The 23,449-nt window shown below is 46.7% G+C and carries 20 protein-coding genes and 1 pseudogene; 8 read left to right on the top strand and 13 right to left on the bottom strand.

All coding sequences use genetic code 11. The annotated features are described in order from the left end of the window. Positions 1–11: 11 nt before the first annotated feature. The 4 genes from mtaB to DXD65_RS15225 are packed head-to-tail and all read left to right on the top strand — an operon-like array spanning position 12 to position 3,857. Positions 12–1,328 carry a tRNA (N(6)-L-threonylcarbamoyladenosine(37)-C(2))-methylthiotransferase MtaB gene (mtaB, locus tag DXD65_RS15240; RefSeq protein ID WP_005833232.1) on the top strand — a complete coding sequence of 439 codons (1,317 nt, stop codon included), beginning with the start codon at positions 12–14 and terminating at the stop codon, positions 1,326–1,328. Between the two features lie 54 nt (positions 1,329–1,382). Beyond that, positions 1,383–2,282 carry a lysophospholipid acyltransferase family protein gene (locus DXD65_RS15235; protein WP_022401413.1) on the top strand — a complete coding sequence of 300 codons (900 nt, stop codon included), beginning with the start codon at positions 1,383–1,385 and terminating at the stop codon, positions 2,280–2,282. Continuing rightward, positions 2,275–3,291, top strand: a complete 1,017-nt coding sequence (locus DXD65_RS15230; protein WP_016273034.1) for a glycosyltransferase family 2 protein — start codon at positions 2,275–2,277, stop codon at positions 3,289–3,291. The genes DXD65_RS15235 and DXD65_RS15230 overlap by 8 nt, the downstream gene beginning before the upstream one ends. Positions 3,292–3,338: 47 nt before the next feature. Beyond that, a complete protein-coding gene (locus DXD65_RS15225) occupies positions 3,339–3,857 on the top strand; it encodes a methylglyoxal synthase (RefSeq protein WP_005830204.1) in 519 nt (172 codons plus the stop codon). 631 nt (positions 3,858–4,488) lie between these two features. On the opposite strand, the gene folB is transcribed toward DXD65_RS15225, so the two are convergent. The 3 genes from folB to DXD65_RS15205 form a co-directional block, all read right to left on the bottom strand. Continuing rightward, positions 4,489–4,854, bottom strand: coding sequence for a dihydroneopterin aldolase (folB, locus tag DXD65_RS15215; protein WP_005830212.1), 366 nt, complete (start codon positions 4,852–4,854; stop codon positions 4,489–4,491). Positions 4,855–5,128: 274 nt separating this feature from the next. Then, a complete protein-coding gene (locus tag DXD65_RS15210) occupies positions 5,129–7,822 on the bottom strand; it encodes a 4-alpha-glucanotransferase (RefSeq protein WP_117887774.1) in 2,694 nt (897 codons plus the stop codon). A 131-nt stretch (positions 7,823–7,953) separates the two neighbouring features. Beyond that, positions 7,954–10,491, bottom strand: coding sequence for an adenosylcobalamin-dependent ribonucleoside-diphosphate reductase (locus DXD65_RS15205; protein ID WP_009037933.1), 2,538 nt, complete (start codon positions 10,489–10,491; stop codon positions 7,954–7,956). 417 nt (positions 10,492–10,908) lie between these two features. Between DXD65_RS15205 and DXD65_RS15200 the strand changes: the two genes are divergently transcribed. After that, positions 10,909–11,643, top strand: a complete 735-nt coding sequence (locus DXD65_RS15200; protein ID WP_044468986.1) for an NADPH-dependent oxidoreductase — start codon at positions 10,909–10,911, stop codon at positions 11,641–11,643. Positions 11,644–11,735: 92 nt separating this feature from the next. Here DXD65_RS15200 and dnaA read toward each other — a convergent pair whose 3' ends face one another. The 3 genes from dnaA to DXD65_RS15185 all read right to left on the bottom strand — a co-directional run bounded on the left by dnaA (position 11,736) and on the right by DXD65_RS15185 (position 15,615). Next, positions 11,736–13,121: a chromosomal replication initiator protein DnaA gene (dnaA, locus tag DXD65_RS15195; protein WP_025832539.1), complete on the bottom strand. Its 1,386-nt coding sequence runs from the start codon at positions 13,119–13,121 to the stop codon at positions 11,736–11,738. A gap of 351 nt (positions 13,122–13,472) precedes the next feature. Further along, positions 13,473–14,366, bottom strand: coding sequence for an MlaD family protein (locus DXD65_RS15190; RefSeq protein WP_117887773.1), 894 nt, complete (start codon positions 14,364–14,366; stop codon positions 13,473–13,475). Positions 14,367–14,379: 13 nt separating this feature from the next. Next, a complete protein-coding gene (locus DXD65_RS15185; protein ID WP_005827280.1) occupies positions 14,380–15,615 on the bottom strand; it encodes an N-acetylmuramoyl-L-alanine amidase in 1,236 nt (411 codons plus the stop codon). 200 nt (positions 15,616–15,815) lie between these two features. Here DXD65_RS15185 and DXD65_RS15180 point away from each other — a divergent pair, with 200 nt between their 5' ends. Beyond that, positions 15,816–16,769 carry a transporter gene (locus tag DXD65_RS15180; protein ID WP_009037935.1) on the top strand — a complete coding sequence of 318 codons (954 nt, stop codon included), beginning with the start codon at positions 15,816–15,818 and terminating at the stop codon, positions 16,767–16,769. Positions 16,770–16,781: 12 nt separating this feature from the next. Here DXD65_RS15180 and DXD65_RS15175 read toward each other — a convergent pair whose 3' ends face one another. The 7 genes and pseudogenes from DXD65_RS15175 to DXD65_RS15145 form a co-directional block, all read right to left on the bottom strand. Continuing rightward, positions 16,782–17,057, bottom strand: a complete 276-nt coding sequence (locus DXD65_RS15175) for a hypothetical protein (protein WP_233556148.1) — start codon at positions 17,055–17,057, stop codon at positions 16,782–16,784. Between the two features lie 143 nt (positions 17,058–17,200). Then, positions 17,201–17,781, bottom strand: a pseudogene (locus DXD65_RS15170) (Crp/Fnr family transcriptional regulator). Between the two features lie 34 nt (positions 17,782–17,815). After that, positions 17,816–18,172, bottom strand: a complete 357-nt coding sequence (locus tag DXD65_RS15165) for a DUF3795 domain-containing protein (RefSeq protein WP_005827267.1) — start codon at positions 18,170–18,172, stop codon at positions 17,816–17,818. Then, positions 18,169–18,651: a GNAT family N-acetyltransferase gene (locus DXD65_RS15160; RefSeq protein WP_005833190.1), complete on the bottom strand. Its 483-nt coding sequence runs from the start codon at positions 18,649–18,651 to the stop codon at positions 18,169–18,171. The genes DXD65_RS15165 and DXD65_RS15160 overlap by 4 nt, the downstream gene beginning before the upstream one ends. Positions 18,652–18,907: 256 nt before the next feature. Beyond that, a complete protein-coding gene (locus tag DXD65_RS15155; RefSeq protein WP_044467809.1) occupies positions 18,908–19,195 on the bottom strand; it encodes a hypothetical protein in 288 nt (95 codons plus the stop codon). A 358-nt stretch (positions 19,196–19,553) separates the two neighbouring features. Next, entirely contained in the window at positions 19,554–20,525 is a 972-nt protein-coding gene (locus DXD65_RS15150) for a glycosyltransferase family 2 protein (protein ID WP_022401421.1), read from the bottom strand. A gap of 51 nt (positions 20,526–20,576) precedes the next feature. Further along, positions 20,577–20,954: a GtrA family protein gene (locus DXD65_RS15145; protein WP_005833184.1), complete on the bottom strand. Its 378-nt coding sequence runs from the start codon at positions 20,952–20,954 to the stop codon at positions 20,577–20,579. A gap of 187 nt (positions 20,955–21,141) precedes the next feature. On the opposite strand from DXD65_RS15145, the gene DXD65_RS15140 reads away from it, so the two are divergent. Beyond that, complete coding sequence (locus DXD65_RS15140; RefSeq protein ID WP_044467807.1) at positions 21,142–22,875, top strand: ArnT family glycosyltransferase; 1,734 nt, start codon at positions 21,142–21,144, stop codon at positions 22,873–22,875. Positions 22,876–22,895: 20 nt separating this feature from the next. Next, on the top strand, positions 22,896–23,432 hold the full coding sequence (locus DXD65_RS15135) for an HD domain-containing protein (RefSeq protein ID WP_117887771.1): 537 nt from the start codon (positions 22,896–22,898) through the stop codon (positions 23,430–23,432). The last annotated feature ends 17 nt before the right edge of the window (positions 23,433–23,449 follow it).

Here is a 23,449-nt window from a genome sequence, read left to right as displayed (position 1 = left end):
TTTATAAGCTCATGATAGATACCAATATATTTCAAGATAAGACGGCGGTTTACTATACGTTGGGGTGCAAACTGAACTTCTCGGAGACCTCTACTATCGGTAAAATTTTGCGGGAAGCGGGCGTACGTACGGCGCGCAAGGGTGAGAAAGCGGATATTTGTGTAGTGAATACCTGCTCGGTGACGGAAGTGGCAGACAAGAAGTGCCGCCAGGCCATCCACAAACTGGTGAAGCAACATCCGGGTGCATTTGTCGTGGTGACCGGTTGCTATGCCCAGCTGAAACCGGAGACGGTGGCAAAGATAGAAGGTGTGGACGTCGTGCTGGGAGCCGAGCAGAAGAAGGACCTGCTCCACTACCTGGGCAATCTGCAGAAGCACGAGACCGGCGAGGCCTACACTTCCGCTTTGAAGGATATACGTTCGTTTGCCCCGTCTTGTTCGCGTGGCGACCGGACACGCTTCTTCCTGAAAGTGCAGGACGGCTGCGATTATTATTGTTCCTATTGCACCATTCCCTTTGCCCGCGGACGTAGCCGTAACGGCAGCATTGCTTCTATGGTGGAGCAGGCCAGCCAGGCGGCTGCCGAAGGTGGAAAGGAAATTGTATTGACCGGCGTCAATATCGGAGACTTCGGCAAGTCTACCGGTGAGACTTTCTTCGACTTGGTGAAGGCGCTGGACGAGGTGGAAGGCATTGAGCGTTACCGCATATCCTCCATCGAGCCGAATCTGCTGACAGATGAAATCATAGAATACGTGTCCCGTTCCCGGCGTTTCATGCCTCATTTCCATATACCGCTGCAGTCGGGCAGTGACGAGGTGCTGAAGCTGATGCGACGCCGTTACGATACCGCCTTGTTTGCCTCGAAGATAAAGAAGATAAAGGAAGTGATGCCCGATTCCTTTATAGGGGTAGACGTGATTGTGGGTACCCGTGGAGAGACGGAGGAGTATTTCGGGCAGGCTTATGAGTTTATCAAGAGCCTGGACGTGACGCAGCTCCATGTCTTCAGCTATTCGGAGCGTCCCGGCACGCAAGCCTTGAAGATAGACCACGTGGTGGCACCCGAAGAAAAGCACCGCAGGAGCCAGCAATTGCTGGAGCTTTCGGACGAAAAGACCCGTGCTTTTTATGCGCGCCATATCGGGCAGACGATGCCGGTGTTGCTGGAACGTCCCAAACCCGGACTGCCGATGCACGGCTTCACTCCCAATTATATCCGTGTGGAAGTCCCTCATGATGCTGCCTTGGACAACCAGCTCGTGTCTGTGCGCCTGGGCGATTTCAATGCCGACGGCACCGCACTCTTGGGAGCAATGGAATGAGGAATGCCGCCTTTGCAACAAATAACTCATAACTTATAACTCATAACTGACGAAGTGAAATCAAAAATTGTCTATTGGCTGACTTATGCGGGCATGTGGCTTGTGGCACTTCTGCCTTTCCGGGCGCTTTATGCATTGTCCGACGGGCTGTACTTTCTGATGCGCCACGTCGTGCATTATCGGAAGAAAGTCGTTCGCCGCAACCTTCGCAATTCCTTTCCGGAGAAGTCGGAAACCGAATTGATGGAGATAGAGCGCAAGTTCTACCATTATATCTGCGACTATATGCTGGAAGAGGTGAAGATGCTGCGCATGTCTTTCGAGGAGCTCTGCCGCCGGATGAAGTATGATAATAAGGAAGAATACCTTGCCATGATAGAGAAGCATGGAGGCATTGTACTGTTGATTCCCCATTATGCCAATTTTGAGTGGATTATAGGCATGGGGGCCATCATGCGTCCGGGCGACATCCCGGTGCAGGTGTACAAACCGCTAAGCAATAAGTATCTGGACGAGATGTTTAAGCATATCCGCGCCCGGTTCGGAGGATACAATGTGGCGAAACATTCCACGGCACGCGAAGTGATAAAGCTTCGCCGTGAAGGCAGGCAGATAGCCATCGGCCTGATTACGGACCAGTCGCCCAACCGCAGCGAGGCCCATTATTGGACCACTTTCTTGAATCAGGACACCGTGTTCATGGATGGCGCCGAGCGCATTGCCAAGCTGATGGACTTCCCCGTCTTTTATTGTGAATTGGAACGGACATCCAGGGGATATTGCAAAGTGCTCTTCGATTTGGTTACCGAAACTCCCAAGCAGACGGCAGATGGCGAGATAACCGAGTGCTTCGCCCGTCGTTTGGAGCAGACCATCCGGCGCGAACCGGCTTATTGGTTCTGGTCTCATAAACGCTGGAAAAATAAACGAAAAGAATCTGTGCAACATGGATAAGATTGCTGTTGTCATATTGAATTGGAACGGATGTGATATGCTCCGTTCCTTCCTTCCCTCTGTTGTGCGTTTTTCGGAGGTGGATGGTGCTGTGGTGTATGTGGCGGACAATGGCTCTACGGATGCTTCCGTGGCAATGCTCCGTCGCGAGTTTCCTTCTGTGCACTTGATTCTGCTGGAAGAGAACCACGGTTTTGCCGACGGATACAATCTGGCATTGAAGCAGGTGGAGGCAGAATATGTAGTGCTGCTCAACTCCGATGTAGAGGTCACCGAGCACTGGCTTGTCCCGTTGGCAGAGTATATGGATGCCTATCCGGAGACGGCCGCTTGCCAGCCGAAGATACGCAGTTGGCGTAACAAGGGGCAGTTTGAATATGCCGGAGCTGCGGGAGGTTTCATCGACCGCTATGGCTATCCCTTCTGCCGCGGCCGTATTATGGGCGTGGTAGAAGAGGACAAGGGGCAATACGACACGGTGATACCCATTTTCTGGGCTACGGGGGCGGCTCTGTTCATCCGTCTGGCAGACTACCGGGAAGCGGGTGGGCTGGACGGACGTTTTTTTGCCCACATGGAGGAGATAGATTTATGTTGGCGGCTTCGTGCCCGTGGCAGACAGTTGGCATGTATACCGCAGAGTGTGGTATTTCATGTGGGAGGGGCCACTTTGAAGAAGGAGAATCCGCGCAAGACCTTCCTCAATTTTCGTAATAACCTTGTCATGCTTTATAAGAATCTGCCGCAGGAGGACTTGGCGTCCGTGATGCGTGTACGTGCGGTGCTCGATTATGTGGCTGCGTTCAGTTTCATGCTGAAAGGCCAGTTACCCAATGCTTTGGCCGTATTCCGTGCGCGCCGTGCCTACCACTCCCTCCGCACTTCATTGGCAGCGTCCCGCAAAGAGAATCTGAAAAAAACTACGCTTGCCGTAATACCGGAACGGACAAAAAACAGTATATTGGCGCAGTTTTATCTGCATGGAAAGAAATTCTTTTCCCAATTGTAGGAACTGTTGCCTTTTATAATTGTTCAATCTATTAAAGGTTTTGAATTATGGAAAAACTAGTTAGAAAAATCGGATTAGTGGCACACGACGCCATGAAGAAAGACCTCATCGAGTGGGTACTGTGGAACTCGGAATTGCTGATGGGGCATAAATTCTATTGTACGGGCACCACGGGTACCCTTATCCTCGAAGCCCTCCGGGAGAAACATCCTGATGTGGAGTGGGATTTCACTATCCTTAAATCCGGTCCTTTGGGCGGTGACCAGCAGATGGGCTCGCGCATTGTGGACGGAGAGATTGACTATCTTTTCTTTTTCACCGACCCGATGACCCTTCAGCCGCACGATACGGATGTGAAGGCGTTGACCCGCCTTGCCGGTGTGGAGAACATCGTGTTCTGCTGCAACCGCAGTACGGCAGACCATATCATTTCCAGCCCGTTGTTTGTCGACCCGACGTATGAACGCACTGTTCCCGATTATAGCAACTACACCAAGCGGTTTGCAAATAAGCCGGTGGTGGCCGAAGCGGTGGAATCGGCAAAGAAGCGGAAACGGCAAAAATAAGGATGAAACTCGGTTCTACTGGGCATTCTTAATCTATCGCTACCCTTCGTTCATGGACAGCCCACACTGGTGCGATAGCCCACCCTTGCCGTTTGAAGTCATAGAGTTGCACAATAATGGTGTTGGTGAATCTGCCCATTCTATGTCGTTGAGGTATTGGTAGGGGAAGCGGAACTCTGTGAGGTTTATTTTCAATAGTTCATTCCTTCTGAAGTCTGCATAGTTGTATGGGTTTGTAAAGTCGTAAGGGGTGGGCAGGTAGAGGGCATTTCTCCAATGAAACTCGGAGCTGTATTTGATAGCAAGCGGCCGGTAGCAGGAAGAGAGCGACGATGGGGAGTAATGCCAGTCGTTGTATAGCGTTTCTCATTGACTTTTTGTTGATGATGGGGCAAAGGTACGGAATATTGGTATCAATGGTTGTATTCTACGGCAGAAAAGTTGCTGCATGCTCACTGCAGAACTTCTGTATACATTTTGCAGTGCTACTGCATATCTGTTGCAGCGTTACTGCAAATATATGTGCAGTGTTACTGCAAACCGTTTGCAGCGCCACAGCAAAAAGCATGCAGTGTCTTTGCAGTGGGAAGTGTCTGTGTATCAATAGTGAATGGGGTGATTCGGCAATCTGTCATTCTCCGCGGCGTTGGCATATTTCCACTCCTGCAGCCTCTATATCCGCGCCCATCGGTGGATTGCGCTTTGCCAGCTTGAGGGTTATTTCTTCTATCTGTGGGAAGTCGTGGAACAATCGGTTTATAATTCGCCCGCATACATGTTCCAATAGTTTGGAAGGAATGTCCATCTCTGCCTTCACAGCTGTATGTACATCGGCATAGCTCACGGTGTCGGCTACGTCGTCCGTTTCTGCCGCACGCCGGATATCAACTTGCAGGCGCAGGCTGACGGTAAACTCATTGCCTACCACGGTTTCTTGTTCACCCACGCCGTGATGGGCGAAGAAGCGAAGCGTGTCAAGGAAAATATAACTGGTCATTACTTGTAGATTGTTTTCTGCAAACTTACTGATATTTTGTGGTACGGGCAAATCAGTATCCGGTTATTACGATTCAGGTTGCGGATTGTATTCTGTAAAATATAAAAATAGCGCGAAATTGTTTTTTATAGAATACAATTATGTGAGGGTCGGAATAAACTTATCGAACTATTTTAGGCACGGAATTATACGGGTTATCACGGTTGCTTTCAATATTATCCGTGATTGTCCATGTAATCCGTGCCTAAAATAATACTTTGCTAAGAATCCTTTCTTATCTTCCGGTGCTTTCTATCATGCTCCTTATTTTCTCGTTCAGGCTTTCTGCCTTCATCAGTTGTTCCAGTGTCAGGTGCATGCGCCAGCGCCAGTAGTGCCGCGGGTTGGCAGGAATATTGATGCGTTCTTCCTGCACGTTCGGGTTGCGCCATTTGCCGTCCATGGACATCCAGTCTTGCAGGGAGAGGATGCAGAGGATGGAGTTGCTATGGAGGTGATTGCGAACCACTTCTTCGCAGAGCTCCGGCGTGGCCGTTGCCGGTGCGGCACCGTAGTGCCCGAGCATGGTGTTGTAGTAACGCTGCGTCTGTTGGAAGTCTTCTTCCCACCAGCCGCGCAGGGTAGACATGTCGTGCGTGGAGATGGTGCAGACCGAACGGTATGGATACCAGTCTGTGTGGCCGAATTCTTGTTTCGGGTCTTTCGGCATACGTTGTATCTCCAGGGAAAGGATACGCAGGTCGTTCATCACCCATGCCACGCAATCGGGAATCATGCCTAAGTCCTCACCGCATACCAGCATGCGCGTGGACTGTGTCAGTTGCGGCAGTTTCTTCATGGCTTGCTGTCCCCAGAAGTCGTTGTGGCGGTGATAGTAGTACTGGTCATACAGCCGGTTGAAGGCAGCCTTTTCCCAATCGTTCAGTGCGCGGTAGATGTAGTCGTGCTGCACGCCGATGCGCGGATGGTATTCGTGCGGATTGTTGCGGTCGGGCACGAACAGCACATCGCTGATAAGGGCGTAAAGCCCGTCACGAATCCAGATGCTGTCATCGTCCGTTTTTCCGGCAAAGTAGGCTTCCACCTTGCGCTGGGTGTCGAACTCGGGACGCATGCGGTAAACCTCCCACGTGTCTGTCGGCTCTATGAAGGTCTGTTTCACATAGTCTGTATGCGGGCCGAAGATTTGTCCGAGGAAGTACTCATGGATATAGGGCTTCAGGAAGAAGTCTTCGCGGAATGCCAGCCCGTAGCTTTCTATCTCCTCGCGCGTCATGGGCAGGGCGGGGACGAATTGTCCCAACAGCCCGTGTACGGCGTGCATCGGTATCTCCCAAATGCGGAAGAAGCCGAGGATGTGGTCTATGCGGTAGGCATCGAAGTATTCTGCCATTTTGTGGAAACGTTTCATCCACCAGGCATAACCGTCTTTTTCCATGACATCCCAGTTGTAGGTGGGGAGGCCCCAGTTCTGTCCGTTCACGGAGAAGTCGTCGGGCGGTGCACCGGCTTGTCCGTTCAGGTTGAAGTAGTGGGACTCTTTCCAGGCTTCCACACTGTTGCGGCTGATGCCGATGGGAATGTCGCCTTTCAGCACTACGCCGTTGGCGCGCGCATGCTCCGTGGCGGCAAGCAGTTGCCGGTGCAGGTTGAACTGGATGTAATAATAGATGGCTATGTGCGGATAGTCGGCGGAGTCCGGCCGGCACAATGTCTCTATCTCTTTGGCATCGTAGGTGGCATACTTGGGCCACTCGTGGAAATTCGGGGTCTTGTAGGCATCACGCAGGTAGCTGAAGACGGCATATGGCTGCAACCATTCCTTGTTGGCTTCGTAGAAATTACGGAAAGCATCCGATGCCAGCACCTTTTCCCCTTCCTGCTTGAAGATGAGGTGGAAGTATTCCCACTTTGTCTTGTTCACAGCTTCGTAGTCTACGGCGGGCAGGGCATTCAGTTCTTTCTGGCGTTTGTTGAATTCGGCCATCACCTTCTTGTCCTTCAAGCTGCCCAACTGCTTCAGGTCGGCGTACATGGGATGGAAGGCATAGATGGAGATGCTACTGTAAGGGTAGGAGTCTGTCCAGGTATGCGTCATGGTAGTGTCGTTGATGGGCAGAATCTGCACTGCCTTCTGATTGGTGGCAACTGCCCAGTCAATCATGCGCTTCAAGTCGCCGAAATCGCCTACACCGAAGCTTTTCTCGGAGCGTAGGGAGAATACGGGTACGGCTACTCCGGAACCTTTCCATGCAGGAAGATTGAAGTATACATAACGGTCGCCGACAGCCAGCGTTTCGTTGGCGGCTATCTGCGGGTCGGCCATATAACGGTTGGGATTGTTCTCCCAGGCCACGGCACGGCGCTCTTTCTTGTTGTAAAGGACGAATTTATATTCCAGCGGGAAGCTGATTTTACCGGCATCCACTTCTACCTGCCATTCGGGGAAGTCGATGTCGCTCATAAGGGCAGCTTTGTCCGGGTTCCAGTCACCCAGCGCCTTCTGGTTTCCGCAGAGTGCCAGGCAATGGTCGCTGTCTATGCAGGGGGCGTACGCCTTTATCAGCAACCCCTTTTTGTAGCTTTTCGGGGCGGCACTGCGTTCGCGATGCGCCAGCAGGGATTCTGTGAAAGCGGATGTATAAAAATACTGCTGCTCGGGCAGATTCTTCCAACAATCTTCTATGCGGTAAACTTTCTTCGGATTGTCTGCAACGTGCAGGATGCGTGGCAGGCTGTTCCACTCTGTCCGTATGGTTCTGCCATCTCGATAGATGTGGTAACTGTATTCGACGCTTCCATTACCGGGAATCTGGATATCCACTTCCGCGGTCCAGTGAATGCCGTCTACAGTGTGCAGGGGGGTGGCTTTGTCGGGCTGGTTGTTGCCAAGTTCCGGGATGGAACCCAGGACTCTGACTTCTTCACCCCAGCTGGTGCGATACTCGATATTGAATATTAGTGTCATATTATATTAGATTTAGAAGTAGCAATAGCTGCAATGATTATGCAAGTATAGAAATTATTCCTCATAATCATGCAGCTACCGTTATCTAAGTCATTTAAATTCCTATGCAAACGTTTGTGCTTGCCGTGGGATTATCCACAGCGGGAAGCTCCGCACGTCTTGCAGATGAGGCAACCTTCTTGGTAAACCAGTGTTTCGTTACCGCAGTTGGGGCATTTCTTGCCTTTGGCTTCCGTGCCGTCCTGGATGTATTTCTTCAGGGCGCGTTCCACACCGTTCTTCCAGGTGTTGATGTTTTCGCTGTCCAGTTGCAGTGAACCTACCAGCTTGATGACCTGCTCGATAGGCATGCGGTAGCGCAATACACCGGAAATCAGCTTGGCATAGTTCCAATACTCTTTGTTGAACTTCTCAGACAGACCCTCGATGGTGACTTTGTATCCGCGCTTGTTCTCGAACTGGAAGTCGTAACGCTTGTTTCCGTGCTCATCCACATTCTTGATGATGTGGCCCGACACCACATTCTTCGGCAGGATGATGCCTTCATCATCATCCAGCACACCGGTGAATATTTCGTAGGGATGATTGTCCAGCAAGCCGACGAATGCCACCCATTTCTCCTTGTTGTTCTGGAAGCGGACAACGTCTGCATCCAATATTCTGGGACGTGTTTCAACGACTGTAGGCGGTTTGCACGGGGGAAGCTCGGACTTCTTGTCGCTCTTGGTAGAGATGAGCACGCCGGAACGCGAACCGTCGCGGTAAACCGTACAGCCCTTGCAGCCGGATTTCCATGCTTCTACATACAGACGGTTCACGAGGTCTTCGTCTACGTCGTTCGGCAGGTTGATGGTTACGCTGATAGAGTGGTCCACCCATTTTTGGATACGTCCCTGCATCTTGACTTTCATCAGCCAGTCCACGTCGTTGGAGGTTGCTTTATAATAAGGTGATTTCTCTACCAGGGCATCCACTTCTTCCTGCGTGTAGCGTTTGGCGGGGTTGTATCCTTGTGCTTCCATCCAAGTCACGAACTTGGGGTGGAACACGATATATTCTTCAAAGGCATCTCCGGTTTCGTCGATGAAGTCCACATGGACGTTCGTATCGTTGGGATTCACTTTGCGGCGGCGCTTGTACACGGGCAGGAATACGGGCTCGATACCGGAGGTGGTTTGAGTCATCAGGCTGGTGGTGCCGGTCGGGGCGATGGTCAGACAGGCAATGTTGCGGCGTCCGTACTTCTTCATCTCCTCGTACATTTCCGGGTCAGCTTCACGCAGGCGGTTGATGAACGGGTTGTTCTTTTCGCGTTCTGTATCGTATACCTCGAATGCGCCGCGCTCTTTGGCCATTTCTATGGAGGAGCGATAGGCGTTGAGTGCCACCGTCTTGTGTACTTTCTCCGAGAACTCGGTTGCCTCTTCAGTACCATAACGCAATCCCAGGGCGGCAAGCATGTCGCCTTCTGCCGTGATACCTACACCGGTACGGCGGCCTTGGGCGCTTTTCTTGTAAATCTTCTGCCACAAAACGCGTTCTGTATGTTTTACGTCTTCACTTTCGGGGTCGGCATCTATCTTGCTCATGATGCGCTCTATCTTCTCCAGTTCAAGGTCGATGATATCGTCCATGATGCGTTGGGCCAAAGCTACATGCTTCTTGAATAGCTCAAAGTCAAAGTAGGCGTCCGGCTTGAACGGATTGACCACGTATGAGTAAAGGTTGATGGCGAGCAGACGGCAGGAGTCGTACGGGCACAGTGGAATTTCGCCGCATGGATTGGTGGATACGGTACGGTAGCCCAGGTCTGCATAGCAGTCGGGCACGGATTCCTTTAATATGGTATCCCAGAACAATACACCGGGTTCTGCCGATTTCCATGCATTGTGCACAATCTTTTTCCATAATGCGGATGCGTCAATGTCTTTTTGAAATGCCGGCTCTGTGGCGTCAATCGGATATTGCTGTGTATATGGTTTGCCTTCGATGGCGGCCTGCATGAAGTCGTCGGTCAGTTTTACGGAAACGTTGGCTCCGGTCACTTTGCCCTCAGTCATCTTGGCATCGATGAAGGCTTCCGAGTCGGGGTGTTTGATGGATACGCTGAGCATCAGTGCGCCGCGGCGTCCATCTTGAGCTACTTCGCGTGTAGAGTTTGAATAGCGTTCCATGAAGGGAACCAAGCCGGTGGAGGTCAGTGCCGAGTTCTTTACCGGTGAACCTTTCGGACGGATATGGGATAAGTCGTGTCCCACGCCGCCACGGCGTTTCATCAGCTGTACTTGTTCTTCGTCTATCTTGAAGATGGCACCATAAGAATCCGCTTCGCCGTCCACACCGATAACAAAGCAGTTGGACAGAGAGGCTACCTGATAGTTGTTTCCGATTCCGGTCATCGGGCTTCCTTGCGGAACAATGTACTTGAAGTGGTCGAGCAAGCCGAAAAGTTCCTCTGAACTTAATGGATTGGGGTACTTGGCCTCAATACGGGCTACCTCATTGGCTATTCGCCAATGCATGTCTTCCGGAGACTTTTCGTAAATATTTCCGAAAGAATCTTTGACTGCATATTTGTTTACCCAAACTCTGGCAGCCAACTCGTCGCCTTGGAAGTATTTTAAAGATTCTCCGTAGGCTTCGTCATAAGAATAATTTTTCTTTTCCACAATGTTGTATCTCTTAGGATTAGTTACAAATAAGTAAAGTTGTAGAAGTTGTACTTATCGTTAACAAATGCATTTGCAAAGCTATGAATGTTTTTCAACTTGGCAAAATTAAAATGAATGTTTTTATCAACCGATGTATAGTTTTCTATTGATTGCCATTAATTTATTGGTTTATAATGTTTTAATGATTTGAGTAAACGAATAAGTTTTCCAAAATGGAATTTATTAACAACTTGTTGGGCTGAAAGGTTCTCGGTTTAGTCGAACATAAGGTTACTTTTATCTGCTCGTAAAAATAATAATTGTTCATTTCTTGTTGAAAAGATGTATTTTATTCCGGATATATGATGATAAAAAAAGTGTGAACTCTTGAATGAATTGTTCGTGGATTACATTATCTTTGCAAAAAAAGAAAGAATGGAAAGCTTGAAACAAAGGAGAACAATCCGAAAATACCAGCAGAAGGATATTTCTGCTGATTTGTTAAATGATTTGCTTGAAACCTCTTTCCGGGCTTCTACAGTCGGGAACATGCAGGTTTATAGTGTGATTGTGACGCGTGATGCAGAGCGTAAAGCCAAACTGGCGCCTGCACATTTCAATCAGCCGATGGTTCGGACGGCGCCGGTAGTGCTTACTTTCTGCATAGATTTGCGCCGCTTCAGCAAGTGGTGTGAGCAACGTAAGGCTGAGCCGGGATACAACAACTTTGAGTGGTTTGTGACGGGGGCTGTCGATACCTTGCTGGTGGCACAGACTTTTTGTGTGGCTGCCGAGGAGAAGGGGTTGGGCATTTGCTATCTGGGAACTACCACTTACAACCCTCAGATGATTGTCGAAGCGTTGGAGTTACCGGAATTGGTGTTTCCCATCACGACAGTCACAGTGGGATGGCCTGCCGAACAGCCGGAACAAGTGGACCGTTTGCCGTTGGAGGCCATTGTACACGAAGAGGTTTATCATGATTATACTCCTCAGGACATTGACCGGTTGTATGCCTATAAAGAATCGCTTCCTGAGAACAAGCAGTTCATCTTGGAGAACAATAAGGAAACGCTGGCGCAGGTCTTTACAGATGTGCGTTATACGAAGAAAGACAGTGAGGCAATGTCGGAGAATCTTTGGAAGATAATGAAAAAGCAGGGATTTTGAAAATTAAGGATTAAGGATAAGGGATAAGGGATAAGGGATAAGGGGTTAAGCTAATGCATACTTAGCTGCATTTAATCCCTTATCCTTTATTCTTATCCTTTTTTCAGTGCGGCTTGAATCTCGTCAATTTCCGCACGGAATGATTTGTCTACCTCTTTCAGCTCTTTGATGGTTTTACATGCATGCAATACAGTGGCATGGTCTTTATGTCCAATTAGCGCACCGATTTTTGCAGTAGAGAAGTCTGTATAGTTTTTGGCTAAATACATGGCTATTTGTCGTGCTTGCACCACTTCCCGCTTTCTGGATTTTGTGTGGATGGTGGCTGTTTCCAATCCGAAATGCTTGCATACGGTGTTGATGATTTCATCGACAGTTACTGCTTTGCTTTCACTGTTCACCACCTTGCGTACGATACGTTGCGTCAGTTCCAGGTCTATTTCTTTATTGTATATGGTGGAATGTGCCATAATGGAAATGACGATGCCCTCCAGGTCACGTACACTGTCGCCCACGTTTTCTGCAATATAGTCAATCACTTCTTGGGGGAACTGCAGGCCGTCACGGTGTATTTTGTTGCGCAGAATGTTCTTGCGGAGCTCTACGGTAGGTTTCTCCAGCTCAGCTACCATTCCCCATTTAAAACGTGTGATCAGACGCTCTTCCATGCCTTGTAGCAATACCGGTGCACGGTCGGAGGTAAGGATAAGCTGCTTGCCGTTTTGATGCAGATGGTTGAAGATATGGAAGAATGTATTCTGTGTTTTGGTTACGCCGGCAAATTCCTGAATATCATCAATGATTAGAACATCAATGGTCTGGTAGAAGTTGATGAAGTCGTTAGTCGTATTGTTACGTACGGAATCGGTGTATTGCACTTGGAATAGGTGTGCAGATACATACAATACCCTTTTCTCCGGGTATAGTTCCTTGATTTTGGTTCCGATAGCATTGGCAAGATGGGTTTTGCCTACACCTGATGCTCCGTATAGGAACAGCGGATTGAAGATTGTTTTAGCCGGATTAAGAGCGACAGCTTCTGCAACGCTGCGCGACAGCTTGTTGCTGTAGCCTTCGATGAAGGTTTCAAAGTTGTATTCTGGATTAAGGTGCGGGTCAAGTTCGGGGACGGGAATCTGTGGGATCCTTTTGTCCATCACTTGTTTTTGCGGTATGATGGTACGCTGTGTAGACTCCAGGTCAACGGTTTTCCGCGAACTCTTGTCTACCATTACGTTATACATCAATTTAGTTCCCTCACCAATGACCTTATAGAGAGTCTTGCGCAACAAATCAACAAATTTGTCCTCCAAAAACTCATAGAAGAACTGGCTGGGCACTTGTACGACCAGCGTTTTGTCTTCATATTTTAAAGGTATGATGGGAAGAAACCATGTTTTGTATGTCTGCTCCGGAACATTGTCTCTGATGATTTCAAGACAGCGATTCCACAGCCCGACATGATCTATTTCACTCATAACGGCTATAAATACATTTATTAATTAAGCATAACTTCTACGATTGCAAAATTGGCAATCTTATTCGAGAAAAACAAATCCTTTTTTTCTTGCGTTTTTAGGAAAAGTAATAAGCTCTTTACTTTCAGCTACTTATCGAATACTATGAGTATATTCCTTATATAGGGTGTATTGCATTTATCTAATACTTTGTCATATAGTGATTTATGTAGCTTTACGTCTCTTGTTTTCCTTCTTTGTCCAGAGCAGGAAAAAGCCCTTTTTCGCTCCTTGTATAGAGCAAATGAGGGCTTTCCTTTTAATTCCTTTATGGACTTATTATTTAGACAAAATCTATATAATGCCAATCTTTTACTTATCTTTCTTGCCGAATAGGGAGAAATGGACGTATCGTTTCGGATGCGATTTTAAGTCTTCCAATAAACTTGCTGCGTTGGCAGTGGTGGCGTTCAGATTATTATATAGAGAAGGGTCGTTTAGCAAAAGTCCGACGGTATTGTCTTTCTGGTTCAATTTGTCTGTAATCATTTTTACATTGTTCAAAGTTGCGTCTACCTTTTGCATGGCGGCAGCATAATCTATCTCCTTTAAGTTGTTGGAAATGAGTGCAAAGTTGTCTCCAATGGTATTGAGCTTGCCGGTCAGTTGTGGAATATCATCCTTCATTAGAGTTTGCAACTGGCGGCTTGTGACGGCCATACTTGCTGTTAAATCTTGTACGTTATGCAAGGTTGCAGGGATGGCGGGGTCGGCTAGTATGACATTTAAGGATGCGAGGATGGAATCCAGCTTGGGCAGCATCTTCTCTACTTGCGGCATCATGGTGGCAACTTTTTCCATCATTCCGTTGTTCAGCACGCCGGGGATTGTGTCTCCAATCTGGTATTTCTCCCGTGGGTTATTGGCAAGCAGCAGGTTCATCTTTACGCCGCCAAGCATTTCGGCTGCCAGTTCTGCCGTACTTCCTTTGGGAATGCGCAGCTCTGGGTCAACATCTATTTCGGCAACGACTTTGCCCGGTTGGGTATAGTCGTAGTACAAGTCGCGGACAATACCCACGCGGAAGCCGTCGGCAAAGACCGGGCTGGATTTTGTCAGCCCATTGATATTCTGGAATTTCACGTAGAAATAGCTGGAGGGCTTGAACATATTTATCCCTTTCAGGTAGTTGATGCCGTATACCAATATGCAAAGTGCAGCTATGCCTGCTATTCCTATTCTAACTTCTTTTGTAATATACTTCATGATGTATCTTTTGTTATTTATTTCTGTTCTTTTTAAATTCGCTGATGGCTGTGTTGACGTTTATCTTTTCTCCATTCTTGAACGCAATGATGAATGCGTCCTTGAATTTGTCCGTAATGCTACGTTTGCTGCGTAGCACCTTGTTGTAATCGGGTGATGCGCCGTACGTATATTTGTAGATTCCGCCTTCTTTATAATAATCCACGTCTTTCAGTCCTTTCAGTCTTTTGTCATTCTTGGCCAGAGGACGTGAAGAAGTGAGTATCTGTATCTTAAACACGATGCCGCTCTGTTCTGTTTGGGAAACGGCTGCATTTTCTGACCTTTGCGGGCGTTGGGCAGCTTGGTTACTCTCCGCTTGAGGTGCATTTTTCTTTTCCGGTGTCGCTGTAGCTGCGTTGCCTTCTTCTTGAACGGGCTCAGGTACATCCTCCGGAAGAATGGTATTGCTGCTTCCGTTCAACCGGATTTCCTGCTCGCGCTTATAGGTGAGGAAAGCGCGGAAGATACCGTTGGCAAGTGAGGTGGTTCCTGCTTCAGTGTTCAGGTACCGTTCCTCTTCCGGTGTGGAGATGAATCCGAGTTCCACCAGTATGCTTGGCATGGCACTGGCCTTCAATACCAGAAAACCTGCCTGGTGCACGCCCCGATCTGTACGTTTGCAGGTTTGGCGGAAATGCTTTTGTACGAGGGAGGCGAGGTGCACACTCTGTGACATGTATTTGTCTTGCATGAATTCGAAGATGATGTAGGACTCTGCCGAGTTGGGATTGAAGCCGGCATACCGCGTCTTGTAGTCGCTTTCGTAGAGGATAACGGCATTTTCGCGCTTGGCTACTTCCAGATTGGCATCCGATTTTGCCAGACCCAGTGTCCAGGTGGAGGCTCCTTTGGCCGTCCGGTTTTTGGCCAGGGCATTGGTATGTATGGAGATGAACAAATCAGCTTTGGCGTTATTGGCAATTTCAGCGCGCCGGTCCAGGGGGATGAATATGTCCCGGTCCCGCGTATAGATAACTTTTACATCAGGGCAGTTCTTCTTGATTTGTTTGCCAAGTTTGAGTGCTACATTCAGGTTGATATTCTTCTCTTTGGAAATTTTTCCCACTGCACCCGGGTCGTGTCCACCGTGTCCGGGGTCTATAACGACAACAAAGTCTTTCGCTTCAGCGCTGCCACTGCAAAAGGGGGAGATAAGCAGCCCTAAGCATATACTTATATATAATATGTATCGTCTGTATAGTTTCATATAATTGTAGCAAAGACAATGCTTCCTTTTCGCTTGGCAAATGTAGTGGAAATTTATAGAAAACTAATGGATTATGTTCAGTTTTATTGTTCTTCTTCTCATTTTTAGTGTAATTAATGTCTGTGTTTGAGTAATTAGTGGCTCAATGTATTGATAATATGCGTAACTTTGCGGCAGATAATTAAAATAGCAAATCAAGTATGCTGGTTCGTTTTATAAAGAACTGGACGTTGCCTTTGGCAATGCTTGCCGGTACTTTGGGATATTTCTTTTTTGCAGACATTCCTTTTGTGGCGCCTGCCAAACCTTATGTGAATGTGTTAGTGGCTTTCCTGACTCCACTTTTGATTTTTTCCCAACTTCTGCTCACTTTCTGTAAGGTGGAGGTGCATGAACTGAAACCCAAATCGTGGCATGGATGGTTACTGCTGTTCCAGACGGTTTCTTGCTTGATTGTTGCGGTATTGTTGGTGTGTTGCCCTATGGAGGAGGTCTACCGGGAAGTGTTTGAAGGTGCAATGGTCTGTCTCATTTGTCCCACTGCAACCGCTGCGGCTGTCATTACCGGTAAACTGGGTGGAAGCGCATCCAGCCTGACGACCTATACGTTGTTGTCCAATCTTCTGGCGGCTGTGGCTGTTCCTTTGGTTTTCCCGTTGGTGGAGCCTCATGCTGACATTACTTTTTTTGTTGCATTCCTGAAAATTCTGAGTAAAGTCTTTCCATTGCTGCTTTGTCCTTTCTTGCTGGCATGGTTTCTGCGTGCGTTTGTGCCGAAGGTGCATCATTTTCTGTTGGGTTTCCATGATGCAGCCTTCTATTTGTGGGCGGTAGCTCTTGCCATTGTCTCAGGGCAGACGGTACGTTCATTGGTCAATAGTGATGCACCGGTATTTGTTGAACTGCTGATAGCCCTGGCGGGACTGATAACCTGCTGTATACAATTCTATTTGGGAAAGAGAATCGGCGGTCATTATGGTGAGCGCATTAGCGGAGGGCAGGCGCTGGGGCAAAAGAATACGGTGCTTGCCATCTGGATGGCATATACTTATCTTAATCCGTTATCTTCCGTCGGTCCGGGATCGTATGTGCTGTGGCAAAACATCATCAATAGTTATCAGCTGTGGAAGAAAAGGAAAAATGAGACGGAATAACTGCTGAGTATTTTACATCTTATTTGCTTTATGGACATAGAGGGCGGTTGCAACAATTATCAGTACAAATGCCATAATGAGGAATATTATCCGGATAAGGCGATGTTTTGAAAATAGGTTGGCCATGCAGGCAGAAACCACGCTGAAACGGGCTATTATAGAATCAATTGTGGCGTTTTCGAAAAAGACTGATGCAATACTCCATAGTGCAATAATGGTTAATATAGCATTGGCTGATAAACAAAGAATTTTATCAAGTGGCATTCTAAATACTTTTCTTGTTCTCATATATAGGACTCTATGTTTAACTCCTTTCATTCCTGCCTTTCGCTGAATCAGCCAAAGGATAGGGCAAAGATAAAAGAGAACTTCCTAACAGAATCAATATTGTCTTGGAATATTGTTAAATGATTGAATTTCTAAACCTATGTTTATTCTTTGCTGTCAAAACTCTGTTTGTGTCTGATGCGGCTCATGTGAATAGGGGTTATTTTCAAGTAAGACGCAATTTCTTTTAGGGTACCATTTGTAGGATTTCTGGACATTTTTTAAGAAGTTGGAGATAGCGTTCTTCCGATGTAAATCTGAACAAATCCAAGTAACGTGAATACGACTGAAAAAATAATTGTTCGGCTGCAATACGGGCTATTCGTTGATTTTCTTTGTTCTCTTCAAATTCTTGTAGAAGTAATTCGGAAGAACAGATGTAGATTCTACATGGGGTTATTGCTTGTATATTCAATTCAGATTTTATGTCGTATAAACAATTGGGATAATCAGAGATAAATTCATTGGCAAAAGAAAAACCTACATTATATGTTTTGTTTTCAGTTTGGTTGATGCAGGTATATTTGATTACACCGGATACAATAAACCCGAAGAAAGAACCGACTTCTCCCTCTCGGAGGATAAATTCATTTCTTTTATAATACCGTAGTTCTCCGTTTCTTAAACACAGTTCCCTAAAAAAGTCAGTGTCTATATTGCCCATGTATGAATTAAAATCTGTCATTTACAACACATGTTTTTCGAAAGGTACAAAATTATTATTTTATTCCTGATTTTTTGTCATTGTTGGTAAGTTGGTTGTGGATTCTCTTATTATAATACTTTAAAAATTTAACTTCACCTACGTTTTTTAAAAGCTTTTGGTTTTCAATGAAGTTTTGTCCGTATTTTAGCCAACGTTTGGTAAATCTTTTGAATTTAGTACATGGGAAATCAGAACACTGGAAACAATGTGTTATTCTTTTTTCCAAGCAACATAAATGGAATGTTTTACATTTTTCACAGCGAGAACCATTCTGTTCTGCTCCTTTGCAGGGACTTTTTTCTCTTGTGTATATGGGACAACCACCACAAAAGACACCACAAGCAGGAATACGTCCGTTATACGATTTCATTCAGCCAGCCTTTTCGCCATCCAAAAATTGGTGAGATAAAGTTGGTTGGCTTTGCGTTTCTGTTCCACTTCTACTATATAGCCTCTTTTCTCAAAGAATGGACGGGCTGTCAGGCTTACTTCTGATGTAATTCGCATGATTCCTCTTGCGGTTGCATACCGTTCTATCTCATTTAGAAGTATGGTAGCAATGCCTTTACCTTGAAAATCTTTATGAATAAACATAGAATGCAAATATCCTTGGTGGGTAATGGATGAAAAGCCGACAATCTGTGACTGTTGATTGGTTGCCACAATAAAATAATGTGTCTTAATCATGTCTTTTATGTGGGAGAGGTCGTTTCCGCACGATGCCCAATCTGCCACTTCTGCTTCTGAATAGTCACGTTTGTTTATATGGAGGACTGTCTCTTGAAACAAACTCATAAGTTCAAGAGCATCAGACTGTTGGGCAATTCTAATTGTAAAATCTGTATTCATGTTTTTAAGTGCTAAAATGTATGCTTTTAGATGTTCTATGTTCTAACAGAAAGTCTTTCAATGTATTTATTGTGTTTGCAAAGATAATCTTTTCATTTCTAATTTATTGGTTTAGGAAAATCAAGTTGTTGATTCTCTGCTTCGAATATAAAAAGTATGCGAATTTTTATGAAGCATGGGAATCTGCTTTCAATCGCCAGCCAATGGCTGATGAATTTAACCGGGTAGATTTCTTGCCAATTGGTTTCAGACCTGCTTATAAGAACAATTTATAACAAAGTACTCCCAATAAAAGCAAGACTAAAGCACATGCTGCAAGAATCGTCTTTGCCCTGAATAGATGTTCTTTATCTGACAATTCCTTTTCAGTAGTATTTCTTCGGATTTTTTCTATTTCCTCAATGGTTACATCGGCTCTCTCAGGACCTTTTCTGTCTACAAGGTATTTGTAGTGCTCCCGCATCCGTCCTCTGCTCAGCTTGCGGAGAGCACGGTTCTCTTTATCCCTTTGTAGCATGTCATTGATGCAGCCTAATGTTCCCATAAGCAGATTTTTATCATGTGTAAGCAAAATGGTTTGCTTGCACGTGTACTAAGATACGGCATTTATGTCGCTTTCGCAAGCGATTTTGTGTTTTTTGATATAAACTGATGTGACGATACGATTTTGATAGTTATGTTAACTCATTGTCTGCCAGAGAGTAATTTTGCCAACCCATTGCCATGCTTTTGGCAAACTTTTGCCATGCCTATGGCAAAGTTTTGCCAATAGGGTGGCAAAATCTTGCCAACTTGTCGGCAAGAAAGATACACACTGTTCCCTATACCTTTATTATAGTGTGATAGCGTGACAAGTGTTTTTCCTTTTTAAAACTTTTGTGTAGAATGATGATGGGCTTCTTTTATTCTGTTTTGCCGGACGGCATCAGCAGTTCTTCTTCATTGTAGCGCGGTCGGTCCTTCACCTCAATGTATATTTTGCCGATGTATTCGCCTACAATCCCCAGCGACACAAGTATCACACCTCCTACCAGCCAGACGGAAATCATCAGTGATGACCATCCGGGGACGGCGTTATGCTGTGTGTAAGAGTGAAGTGTCCATCCGGTGACACACAGTGCCACAAGAATAAAGATGCAGCCTATCCAAAAAATCATACGGACCGGTTTGACGGAAAAGGAAGTGATACCGTCGATGGCAAAATTAAGCATCTTCCGGAAAGGATACTTTGATTCTCCGGCAAAACGCTTGTCACGATTGTAGTACACGCTGTCCGTCTGGTAGCCGATGAGGGGAACCAGCCCTCGAAGAAAAAGGTTGCGCTCGCGGAAGCGGCATAGGTGTTGTATAGCCCGCTGGCTCATCAGGCGGTAGTCGGCATGGTTGTAGACGGATTTTACCCCCATTGCCTTCATCAGCCGATAAAAGACCAAAGCGGTGTTGCGTTTGAAGAAAGTGTCGGTCTTCCGTTCTTTACGTACGCCATAAACGATGTCATTGCCCGCTTTATAGCTGTTTATCATGTCCGGAATCACCTGGATGTCATCTTGCAAGTCTGCATCAATGGAGATGGCTATCTCGCAACGCTCTTTTACTGCATTGAGTCCTGCTAGCAGGGCATTCTGGTGTCCTACGTTTCCTGCCAGGTTCAGTCCGCAGGCATAGGCCGTATTTTGGTGCAGTTCTTTGATGATAGCCCATGTCTGGTCGGTGCTTCCGTCGTTTACATATAATATATAGCTTTCTGGGGAAATTTGCCGGGCTTGTATCAGCCGGTCGAATAATTGGCTCAATCGTTTATGGGTTTCATGCAGCACTGCCTCTTCTTTGTAGCAAGGTACGACAACGGCGAGTATGGGAGAGTTTTCCATCATAGAACAAATCTTTTTGCAATATTCGTAAGAAATTGGGAGAAAAACAAATTATCACTCTTTTCTTTTGAAAACGAAACGTACGAGTAAGAAGTTGACCGGAATGGCGATGGCGAAAACCGGAATGGGGGCCAGAGGTTTGGGGATGCCCATCCAGAGAGAGAGGTTCAGCAACCCCATGTGTAGCAGATAGCTGCATAAGTGTGCCCCTCCAAATCCGAAGGCTTTTCTCCATGAGGGCTTCCGGCCGAAGGTAAAGTAAGCAGTCAGATAGAAATTGGCGATGAAGCTGAGAGCATATCCCAGTGTATAGGCTATGTTTACATTGATAACCCGTTGTAATACAAAATACAATCCGTAGTGCAGAGCTGTCGCAAAGATGCCCACCATTACGAAGCGTACAAATTCCGGTAGTTGTTTCAGCCGCTTCATCTTAACATTAAATATCTACTCTCTGTTGCCATTATCATTACGGCGGCAAAGTTAGGTATTGTTTCAGAATTATTTGTAATTTTGCTTTGCGAAAATAAGCTGCATCTCAGCAAATTGCAAATAAATTTGCATCTGCTTTCGGTTTGCGCTATCTTTGCGTCCAGAAAACATAAAAAACAAATAAGGTATGTCGGACAGAAAGAAGGCGTTCTGGTTTATTGCGCTGCTGAGTGTGCTTGTGGTTGTTCCCTTTCTGGGAGAAACCATTTTTTATTCCAAGGGGGAACCGCGGGAGGCGATTGTTGCCCTTTCTATGCTGGAAAGTGGAAACTGGATACTTCCGGTGAACTATGGTACTGATATTGCTTATAAACCCCCTTTCTTCTACTGGTCAATAGCCGCCGTCTCTTCCCTTTTTGGAGAGGTGACGGAGTTTTCCGCCCGTTTCCCGTCTGCATTGGCTTTTTTAGCCATGCAGTTGATGTTCTTTGCCTTTGTGGCAAAACGTAAAAACGTTCAAACGGCGTTTCTGGCCTCTATTCTTCTTTTGTCTTCTTTCGAGGTGCATCGGGCGGCTGTCGCTTGTCGGGTCGATATGGTTCAGGTTGCCTTTATCGTTATTTCCCTTTGTCTGCTGTTCCGCTGGGATGAGAAGGGATGCCGCGGAGTGCCCTGGCTTGCGGTGTTGCTGATGGGATGTGCCACGTTGACCAAAGGGCCGGTAGGCTCCATATTCCCTTGCGCGTGTATCGGTGTGTATCAGTTGTTGCGCGGACGTTCTTTCTGGAAAGCGTTTTTCTCGTTGGTAGGTATCGGCTTGCTTTCTTTTGTTCCTTATTTAGCTTGGGTATACGTAGCTTACAGACAAGGTGGACAACCGTTCCTCGATTTGGTTCTGGAGGAGAATACCGGGCGGTTTATGGGCAAAATGTCCTACGAGTCCCATGAAAATCCTATATGGTATAATTTCCTGACTTTGATTTGGGGATGGATTCCCTGGACGTTGGTTCTGGTAATTTCCTTGTTTGGCTTGAAGTGGAAAAACATGCGTTGTCTGCCGGAAGGGGAGACCCTGCTGTTGCGGTTGAAGAAGGGCTGGACTGCTTTCCGCAACCAGTCTCCGGTACAATTGTTCACGTGGCTGGTCATTCTGATAATCTTTGTCTTCTACTGCATCCCCAAGAGTAAGCGGAGCGTTTATCTGCTTCCCATCTATCCGTTTATGGCAGTGCTGATAGCTGAGTATCTGTTGGCTTTGGTACAAAAGGGGGCACGAGTTTTCAGGATTTGTGCAATCATCTTTGCTTCTTTGGGCTTGTTGCTTACGCTTGTTTTTGTCGTAGTTCGTCTCGGCCTGGTTCCCGACAGCGTTTTTGGAAGCGGACGCCATGCCGCTGAGAATGTAGCCTTTATGCATGCGTTGGAGGATGTGGCTTTGTCTGTTCCCAAGTGGCTCCTGGTAGCGCTTCCCGTAGTAGCCGCTGTCTGCACATTACGCATGGTGATAAAGCGTGCGGATAGCCGGTCATTATTATATGGCATAGCAGGATGTATGCTCTGCCTTTTCGTATCATTGGATTCGGTTTATCAGCCCACGGTGCTGGCTGTGAAATCAGATAAACATTTGGCTGAAAGGGTCAATACGTATGTTCCGGAAGGTGTGGTCTATTCTTACTCGAAAATGAGTTTCTATGGTGTTAACTTCTATCTGAAAGACCGCATGCGGCACATTGAAAAGGAACGTCCGTCCAGCGGGGAGGGCTATTTGTTGGTTCCCGTAAAGGAGGAGGAGAATATGTTGGGAGAGCTGGAACAGACGTATCATCTGGAAAAGATATTCCGTACAGACAGACGCAGTTGTGATATGCGTAATGAAATCTGCATGTATAAATTTAGGGCGATTGACATTCATAACCCATAATTTATAACTCATAACTTAAAATGAATCCGATAGATATCATTAACAAATATTATCCGGAAGAGAATGAGTTGCGGCATACACTGTTGACGCACAGCCGTTCCGTAGCCGACAAGTCGTTATGGATTGCCGACCGCCATCCGGAACTTTCATTGGATAAGGATTTTCTGTACGAGGCTGCCATGCTGCACGATATAGGCATTTTTCTTACAGATGCGGCAGGTATCCATTGTTTTGGCGACAAGCCTTATATCTGTCACGGTTATTTGGGAGCCGACTTGATACGCGGCGAAGGCTATCCCCGCCATGCTTTGGTTTGTGAACGCCATACGGGTGCCGGACTTTCATTGGAGGGAATCATTGCGCAGGATTTGCCCGTACCGCATCGTGAAATGGTTCCGGTCAGCTTGGAAGAACAAGCTATCTGTTTTGCCGATAAGTTTTATTCAAAAACTCATTTGGAAAAGGAGAAAAGTGTAGAAAAAGCCCGTAAAAGTTTGGAACGTTATGGTGAAGAAGGGGTACGGCGCTTTGATAATTGGTGCGAACAGTTCTTGTAGCAATCTAAATTTCTTTA

It is taken from the genome of Bacteroides sp. 4_1_36 (assembly GCF_003466325.1).
Lineage (GTDB): Bacteria > Bacteroidota > Bacteroidia > Bacteroidales > Bacteroidaceae > Bacteroides > Bacteroides uniformis.
The sequence above is the reverse complement of the archived record's forward strand: the minus strand, read 5'-3'. Positions and strand labels throughout refer to the sequence as shown.

Excerpts from the sequence above, each read along its gene's own strand:
- mtaB (WP_005833232.1), top strand. The coding sequence starts at position 12 with ATGATAGATACCAATATATTTCAAGATAAGACGGCGGTTTACTATACG.
- DXD65_RS15230 (WP_016273034.1), top strand. The coding sequence starts at position 2,275 with ATGGATAAGATTGCTGTTGTCATATTGAATTGGAACGGATGTGATATG.
- DXD65_RS15225 (WP_005830204.1), top strand. The coding sequence starts at position 3,339 with ATGGAAAAACTAGTTAGAAAAATCGGATTAGTGGCACACGACGCCATG.
- folB (WP_005830212.1), bottom strand. The coding sequence starts at position 4,854 with ATGACCAGTTATATTTTCCTTGACACGCTTCGCTTCTTCGCCCATCAC.
- DXD65_RS15210 (WP_117887774.1), bottom strand. The coding sequence starts at position 7,822 with ATGACACTAATATTCAATATCGAGTATCGCACCAGCTGGGGTGAAGAA.
- DXD65_RS15200 (WP_044468986.1), top strand. The coding sequence starts at position 10,909 with ATGGAAAGCTTGAAACAAAGGAGAACAATCCGAAAATACCAGCAGAAG.
- dnaA (WP_025832539.1), bottom strand. The coding sequence starts at position 13,121 with ATGAGTGAAATAGATCATGTCGGGCTGTGGAATCGCTGTCTTGAAATC.
- DXD65_RS15190 (WP_117887773.1), bottom strand. The coding sequence starts at position 14,366 with ATGAAGTATATTACAAAAGAAGTTAGAATAGGAATAGCAGGCATAGCT.
- DXD65_RS15185 (WP_005827280.1), bottom strand. The coding sequence starts at position 15,615 with ATGAAACTATACAGACGATACATATTATATATAAGTATATGCTTAGGG.
- DXD65_RS15180 (WP_009037935.1), top strand. The coding sequence starts at position 15,816 with ATGCTGGTTCGTTTTATAAAGAACTGGACGTTGCCTTTGGCAATGCTT.
- DXD65_RS15175 (WP_233556148.1), bottom strand. The coding sequence starts at position 17,057 with ATGAGAACAAGAAAAGTATTTAGAATGCCACTTGATAAAATTCTTTGT.
- DXD65_RS15165 (WP_005827267.1), bottom strand. The coding sequence starts at position 18,172 with ATGAAATCGTATAACGGACGTATTCCTGCTTGTGGTGTCTTTTGTGGT.
- DXD65_RS15160 (WP_005833190.1), bottom strand. The coding sequence starts at position 18,651 with ATGAATACAGATTTTACAATTAGAATTGCCCAACAGTCTGATGCTCTT.
- DXD65_RS15155 (WP_044467809.1), bottom strand. The coding sequence starts at position 19,195 with ATGGGAACATTAGGCTGCATCAATGACATGCTACAAAGGGATAAAGAG.
- DXD65_RS15150 (WP_022401421.1), bottom strand. The coding sequence starts at position 20,525 with ATGATGGAAAACTCTCCCATACTCGCCGTTGTCGTACCTTGCTACAAA.
- DXD65_RS15145 (WP_005833184.1), bottom strand. The coding sequence starts at position 20,954 with ATGAAGCGGCTGAAACAACTACCGGAATTTGTACGCTTCGTAATGGTG.
- DXD65_RS15140 (WP_044467807.1), top strand. The coding sequence starts at position 21,142 with ATGTCGGACAGAAAGAAGGCGTTCTGGTTTATTGCGCTGCTGAGTGTG.
- DXD65_RS15135 (WP_117887771.1), top strand. The coding sequence starts at position 22,896 with ATGAATCCGATAGATATCATTAACAAATATTATCCGGAAGAGAATGAG.